The organism is Candidatus Cyanaurora vandensis, assembly GCF_013285555.1.
Lineage (GTDB): Bacteria > Cyanobacteriota > Cyanobacteriia > Gloeobacterales > Anthocerotibacteraceae > Cyanaurora > Cyanaurora vandensis.
On sequence record NZ_JAAXLT010000080.1, the window covers coordinates 1 to 6054 of the forward strand.

Below are 6054 nucleotides of genomic sequence, written 5' to 3' on the forward strand. Positions count from 1 at the left end.
GCAAAAGCTGTGCATAACCCCGCCAGCGGATGCCGACCAACCCCCGCACACAGTACCGCCCCCAGAGGAAGTAAGAATGACAAAGCCCGCATCCACCGCCGCCGAACTCATCACCCCCGTAAAAACAAGTGCCCCCGTGAGTAGACCGGGCGGGACCGAGACCACTAAGAGTTTCAGTAAGGTGACGATTAGCCCCGCCCGCTCCGCCACGCCAATCCCCAGCATGGCAACCAAGACCCCCCCCAAGGGCGGGAGCCTCGTGAAGTTGGTGACAGCCTCCGTCAAGATCCGCCGCAACTGCGCCGGGGCTAAGAGGTTAACCGCCGTAACCGGAACTTGGGTCGTGGGATGAATCAGGGTCCAGCCCGTCTGAGCCACCAACCAACTGACTAGGGGTACCGCTAGGGCCAGCCAGAAAAATAAGGTCAGGGGGTGGGGTAAACGGTTGCCGATAGCCTTGATCCCATCGAGCCAACCATCCACCCAGTTCCGCTGACTGAGACGGGATTGTTCAGTTGCCATCGGCCTCCCCCAAATACATTGGGGTTAGTCTACCCTACCTAGTCGAAACGCCTCGTCAGCCCGTCTCAAATTGCGGTATTTTAACGAGGGCTAGCACTAGAGGTGAGCGTGGGTAAGCGGTGGTTTGTAATTCTTGTCTGGATGTTGTGGGTAGTTCCGGTCCTAGCGTCGCTAGAAGACCCTGGTCCCTACGCGGTGGGTTGGCGGGATGTGGTCTTCACGGATGCTAACTTTGGGCGTGGACAGGTGCGCGGACGGATCTATTACCCAGCCCTCACGCTCGGCACCGACACCGCCCCTAACCCAGCCGCCGGTCCCTACCCCTTGACTGCGTTTCAGCATGGGTACTTGGAATCTCCCGAGGATTACGACAGCCTCAATATCCACACTGCCAGTTGGGGGTTTGTGGTGGCCTCGATTGGGACAGAGACCAGTCTCCGGGCGACGATGCAGGAAGAAGCCCGCGATACCCGCGCCCTCTTGCATTGGGTAAACGACGAGGGCGATGACCCGAGTAGTTTTTTGTATCAGATGAGTCGAGAGGGTGACTGGGGAGCGACGGGGCATTCCATGGGCGGCGGTTCCCTGATGTACCTAATTAGCTACGAACCCCGCGTCCGCACGATTATCCCACTCCAGTCCTACCGGGGTCCGCTCTTGGGTGGTAGTAGCGGCGGGAGCCAGAACCTCAAAAATTTCACCGGGTCGGTCTTCTTTGTGGCGGGGAGTGTGGATTTTGTCGTCCCTGCTGATTTGGTTTACGCCTATTTCACCGAGGCCGATACCAGCCGCCGCAACTTTTATACGCTGGTCCAGGGCATGGGTCACGTCGGACCCACTGACTTCCCGCCTACCAACGAACCGCTGCCAGCGGCGGACCAGCTACGGTTACACCGCCGCTTTGTGACCGGGTTTTTGCGAGCGGAGCTACTGGGCCAGCAAAATCTCTACGCCGAACTGCTCGGTGAAGGCACCCAGGACGAACCTGTTCAACAGCAATCCGCCAGTCTGGAACCCGCTCTGTGGGTTGCCCCCAGTAAATTCAAGCCTGGGGCCTTAGTCGTGGGTCTCGCCGGAGCCGGGGGTGAGCAGAGCGTCCTAGGATTTTCTGAAGCTACCGCTCAAATCCCGACCCCCCTCGGTACCCTGGGACTTGACCCCAGCCAGGGTGGTCTACTTGCCAAGACGGTACTGACGGATGCCGGGATTACGGAGAGTCTTTTTACGACGGACTACCCCAGTGGCACGAGTCTCTACTTTCAGGGAGCTGCCCGCGCAACCAATTCCGGGAGCGTGACACGGGTTGAAGGGACCGTCGTTCCCTAGTTGGTGGGTGCTTTTAGTTTGGTGGGTGGAGGCACGATGAATTGGGCAGGGACGGCCTTTTGACTCGTTGGGGGCGGGGCTAGCACCCGCACGGGGAGCCGTTTTAGTTTGGGCAGGGGCGGCAGTGGCTTGAAGGTAATCGGAGCGATTTTGCGGGTCTTGGGAGGGATGACCGGGACTGGGGCGACCGTGACGACTGGCGCGGGCGGGGGGGCATACCGCTCGTTGAGACGGCGGACTTCCTCCGGGGTCAGGTTACTGGGATAGAGGGTCAGGGCTTCCTCTTGGGTGATGACCCCTTGTTTAATCAAAGCTTCTAGGCCCGGTGGCAAATCTTGAGCCGCCACTGGCGTACACAGGGCTAAAAGAAGGACTATCCGTCGCATGATAATCGCCTAGACTTCCCTCTCATGGTAAACACTAGTTTCATGAGATGTCGTCGGTAAAATGTTGTAGGTTGTGGGCCGGATTGCCGCCAAGCAGGAGACGACTGCTACCATTGAGGTAGAGGACCGAGCAAAAAGTCTGGTTTGGACTGAATCAAACCCCGTGCTCGACCGAGACACTGCGTTATCACTTTCACACCCAAGTTGCGGCTGGCTGAGGGTCTTTCCCTCGCAATAGCTGCTAACTGCATCACGGAGGGTTTATGCTTACCCTATCGATAACTTCGCGTCAACTGAGTTTAGTTCTACCCTTGAGGGCAGTGGGTTTACGTGACTTGCCTCTGGTTGGCGGTAAGACCGCTTCCTTGGGGGAGATGATCCAACATTTAACGCCCCAGGGTATCCGTATTCCCGACGGGTTTGCGATTACAGCTACGGGATATCGGCACTTCTTGACAGAAGCTGGACTTGGGGAGCCGTTGCGTGAAATTTTTGCAGATTTAAAGGTAGAAGATGTAGTGAACTTGCAGGTACGGGGTGAACAGGCCCGGAATTTATTGTTGGATACCCCGTTACCAGCGGATTTAGTCGCGGCAATTGGTGCGGGCTATCGGCAACTCGAAGCGCAGTACGGACCCGGCCTAGCCGTGGCAGTGCGTTCTAGTGCGACGGCTGAGGACCTACCCGATGCCAGTTTCGCGGGTCAGCAAGATAGTTACCTCAATATCCGGGGAGAGCAAGCGTTATTGGTGGCCTGTCAGCGATGTTTTGCCTCGCTTTTTAATGACCGGGCGATTGCATACCGGGCGGAACGGGGCTTTGACCACCTAGAAGTCGCCCTGGCAATTTGCGTACAGAAGATGGTCCCCTCGGCGGCAGCGGGGGTGATGTTTTCACTAGATCCCCAGAGTGGATTGCGCTCGGTGGTCTTAATCAACGCCGCCTACGGTTTAGGCGAGAATGTCGTCCAAGGTACGGTCAACCCCGACGAATATGTCGTCTTTAAACCAACACTCCACCAGGGTTATCGCCCGGTCCTGCGCAAACACTTGGGCCAAAAACATTTACAGATGGTCTACGAAAAGGACCAGGGGACCGATAACCGCCCGGTCTCGCTGGGGCAGCAACAGCAATACTGTCTCAACGATGAGGAAATCCTGCAACTCGCGCGGTGGGCCTGTGTGATTGAAGACTATTACAGTCAACTGCACGGCACCCCGACCCCGATGGATATGGAATGGGCCAAAGACGAGAACACGGGGGAGATCTTCATTGTCCAAGCCCGCCCCGAGACCGTCCAATCCCAGCAACCCCACCACCAACTCCACCAGTACCAACTCAGTCAACACCCCGCTCCGCTCCTGAGCGGACAGGGGGTCGGTCAAGGCGTTGGTCAAGGACAGGTCCGTGTTATTACGACCGCCGACCTGGACCAGTTCCAGCCCGGTGAAGTCTTGGTTACGACCCGGACGGACCCGGACTGGGAACCGATTATGAAGCGGGCGGCGGCAATTGTCACGGACCAAGGCGGGCGCACTTGCCATGCGGCGATCATTGCCCGCGAACTGGGTATCCCCGCGATCGTCGGGACCGAGACGGCGACCCAATCACTCACTAACGGACAGGCGGTCACGGTCTCCTGTGCAGAGGGTGAGACGGGGTATGTGTATCCGGGACTCGTACCCTTCACCCATGAAACGCTGACCCTGAACGACCTCCCGCCCACGCGCACCCAGCTACTTTTGAACGTGGGCAATCCCGCCGAGGCTTTTGCGTTGGCCCGTCTCCCTACCGATGGGGTGGGTTTGACCCGACTGGAGTTCATCATCGCCAACCAGATCCAGGCCCACCCCTTGGCCCTCCTGTACCCCGAACGACTCAACCCGGCGGACCAAGCCCGGATTGAGCAATTGACCGTGGGCTATCTAGACAAGGCCCAATATTTCGTGGAGAAACTGACGCGGGGGGTCGGGACGATCGCGGCGGCTTTTTATCCGCGTCCGGTGGTGGTACGGCTGTCGGATTTTAAGAGTAACGAGTACGCCCGTTTGGTCGGGGGTGCAGTCTTTGAACCCCAGGAGGAGAACCCGATGCTGGGTTGGCGCGGGGCCGCTCGGTACCTGGACCCCCGTTACGAAGCCGCCTTTGCCCTCGAGTGTCAGGCCCTCCGTCAGGTCCGCGAAACCTTGGGTCTCACTAATGTCATTGTGATGGTGCCTTTTTGTCGGACTCCAGCGGAGGGAAGGGCCGTTCTAGCCGCGATGGCCCGTCATGGTCTCCAGCAGGGCCAAAATGGACTCCAGGTCTACGTGATGGCGGAGTTGCCGAGTAATATCGTGCTGGCGGACCAGTTCTGTGCCATTTTTGATGGTTTCTCGATTGGCTCCAATGACCTGACCCAACTGACCCTGGGGCTAGACCGGGATTCGAGTCTAGTCGCCCATCTCTTTGACGAGCGCAATGAAGCAATTCAACGGATGGTGCAACATCTGATCCAGACTGCCCACGCCCACGGACGCAAGGTCGGCATCTGTGGACAGGCCCCCAGCGATTACCCAGAGTTTGCGCGTTTCTTGGTAGACCATCAGATTGACTCGCTCAGCCTCAACGCCGACAGTCTCCTCAAAACTAAGTTACTCGTGGCACAACAGGAGGAAATCCCCCATTGAACAAGGGCCAAGACCTCCTGGTAGAGCCGGTAGGTGCTGGGCGGCTTCATGAGCGTAGGTGCATCACCGCTCCATCGGGTAGGGGCGTGATGCATGAGAGATAGACCCCTAAGGAATTAAAGGGATGACGGTTTTGAGTAGTTTGCGTAAGCGTAGCAGCGTAATTAGACCTTGCAGTTTGCCATTGGGACGGGCGGGGTTGGGTTGTTGGAGGTCGGCTTGGAGCGCGGCGTACTCCCCCAGGGTCAAAACCCGATTGTCCATAGGCGACCGGGCATAGTCCAAGACCTCTAACCGGGCCACCTCCTCGACAAGCTCCGGTTCCTCGGCCCGGACGCTCAGCCTCCCCAAGATTAGCAACACTACTAACACACGCATCATCATGGCAGTCACCTTAGCTCACCGGGATTTCGCCGCCAACAATGTCGTGATAAAGCCGTTGCGGTCAATGATTCGTAAACGGTTGTGATTGGCATCGGCAATCAACAGTTGCCCCCGTGCATCCAGAGCCAAACCGTAGGGCGCGTTCAATTGAGCTTGCAGCGCGGGTTTACTATCGCCTAACCGCCCCTGAGGAGCCACGCCCGCCACGCCCCGTTGGACTCCCTGCGACCAACTCAGGACTTGGTTCTTGCCAATATCACTGATATAAATCGTCTCCCCGTCCGCACAGGCCACCGCCAGACCCGTAGGCCGTCCCAAGTTCTTCACTAAAGTCGTCACTCGCCCCCCATCAATCCGTTTCACACTGCGCGAACCCAGGTCTGTGAAAACCACTCGCCTCTGACAATCGAGCGTTATCCCCCACGGTGAATTGAGATCGGCTTGTTGGGCTGGTGTACCGTCAGGGCTAAATCCGGGTCGCCCCGTCCCGCCTAGCGTTGTGATTTTGCCCTGGGGGTCTACCTGACGAATACGGTGGTTGGCGTAGTCCGCAATGTAGAGATAACCCCGGTCCACCGCAACTCCCACCGGGCTATTGAGTTGCGCTAGCTCCGCCGCCCCGTTATCCCCGTCAAATCCGGGTCGCCCCGTCCCGACGACAGTGGTAATCTGCCCTTGGGGGTCCACGCGGCGGATACGGTGGTTGCCGTGGTCTGCTAGGTACAAGTTCCCCACCGTATCCCGCGCCACCCCCATCACATACATCC

Annotated in this window: 5 protein-coding genes and 1 pseudogene; 2 read left to right on the plus strand and 4 right to left on the minus strand. The window is 58.3% G+C overall.

Annotation, left to right across the window (positions count from 1 at the left end; genetic code table 11):
* Nucleotides 1-522, minus strand: a 522-nt coding sequence (locus HFM78_RS05240; RefSeq protein ID WP_287128371.1) for an AbgT family transporter, incomplete at its 3' end; no start/stop codon positions are given.
* A 108-nt stretch (nucleotides 523-630) separates the two neighbouring features.
* On the opposite strand from HFM78_RS05240, the gene HFM78_RS05245 reads away from it, so the two are divergent.
* On the plus strand, nucleotides 631-1848 hold the full coding sequence (locus HFM78_RS05245; RefSeq protein ID WP_287128372.1) for a hypothetical protein: 1218 nt from the start codon (nucleotides 631-633) through the stop codon (nucleotides 1846-1848).
* Here HFM78_RS05245 and HFM78_RS05250 read toward each other — a convergent pair.
* Nucleotides 1845-2234, minus strand: a complete 390-nt coding sequence (locus tag HFM78_RS05250; protein WP_287128373.1) for a hypothetical protein — start codon at nucleotides 2232-2234, stop codon at nucleotides 1845-1847. The genes HFM78_RS05245 and HFM78_RS05250 overlap by 4 nt on opposite strands.
* A 263-nt stretch (nucleotides 2235-2497) precedes the next feature.
* Between HFM78_RS05250 and ppsA the strand changes: the two genes are divergently transcribed.
* Nucleotides 2498-4903 (plus strand): phosphoenolpyruvate synthase, encoded by a 2406-nt coding sequence (gene ppsA, locus HFM78_RS05255; RefSeq protein WP_287128374.1) that lies wholly within the window; start codon nucleotides 2498-2500, stop codon nucleotides 4901-4903.
* A gap of 108 nt (nucleotides 4904-5011) precedes the next feature.
* Here the strand turns inward: ppsA and HFM78_RS05260 are convergent, their stop codons facing one another.
* Nucleotides 5012-5287 (minus strand): hypothetical protein, encoded by a 276-nt coding sequence (locus tag HFM78_RS05260; RefSeq protein WP_287128375.1) that lies wholly within the window; start codon nucleotides 5285-5287, stop codon nucleotides 5012-5014.
* A gap of 15 nt (nucleotides 5288-5302) precedes the next feature.
* A pseudogene (locus tag HFM78_RS05265) lies at nucleotides 5303-6054 on the minus strand (hypothetical protein); the annotation flags it as partial.

Excerpts from the sequence above, each read along its gene's own strand:
- HFM78_RS05250 (WP_287128373.1), bottom strand. The coding sequence starts at position 2,234 with ATGCGACGGATAGTCCTTCTTTTAGCCCTGTGTACGCCAGTGGCGGCT.
- ppsA (WP_287128374.1), top strand. The coding sequence starts at position 2,498 with ATGCTTACCCTATCGATAACTTCGCGTCAACTGAGTTTAGTTCTACCC.
- HFM78_RS05260 (WP_287128375.1), bottom strand. The coding sequence starts at position 5,287 with ATGATGATGCGTGTGTTAGTAGTGTTGCTAATCTTGGGGAGGCTGAGC.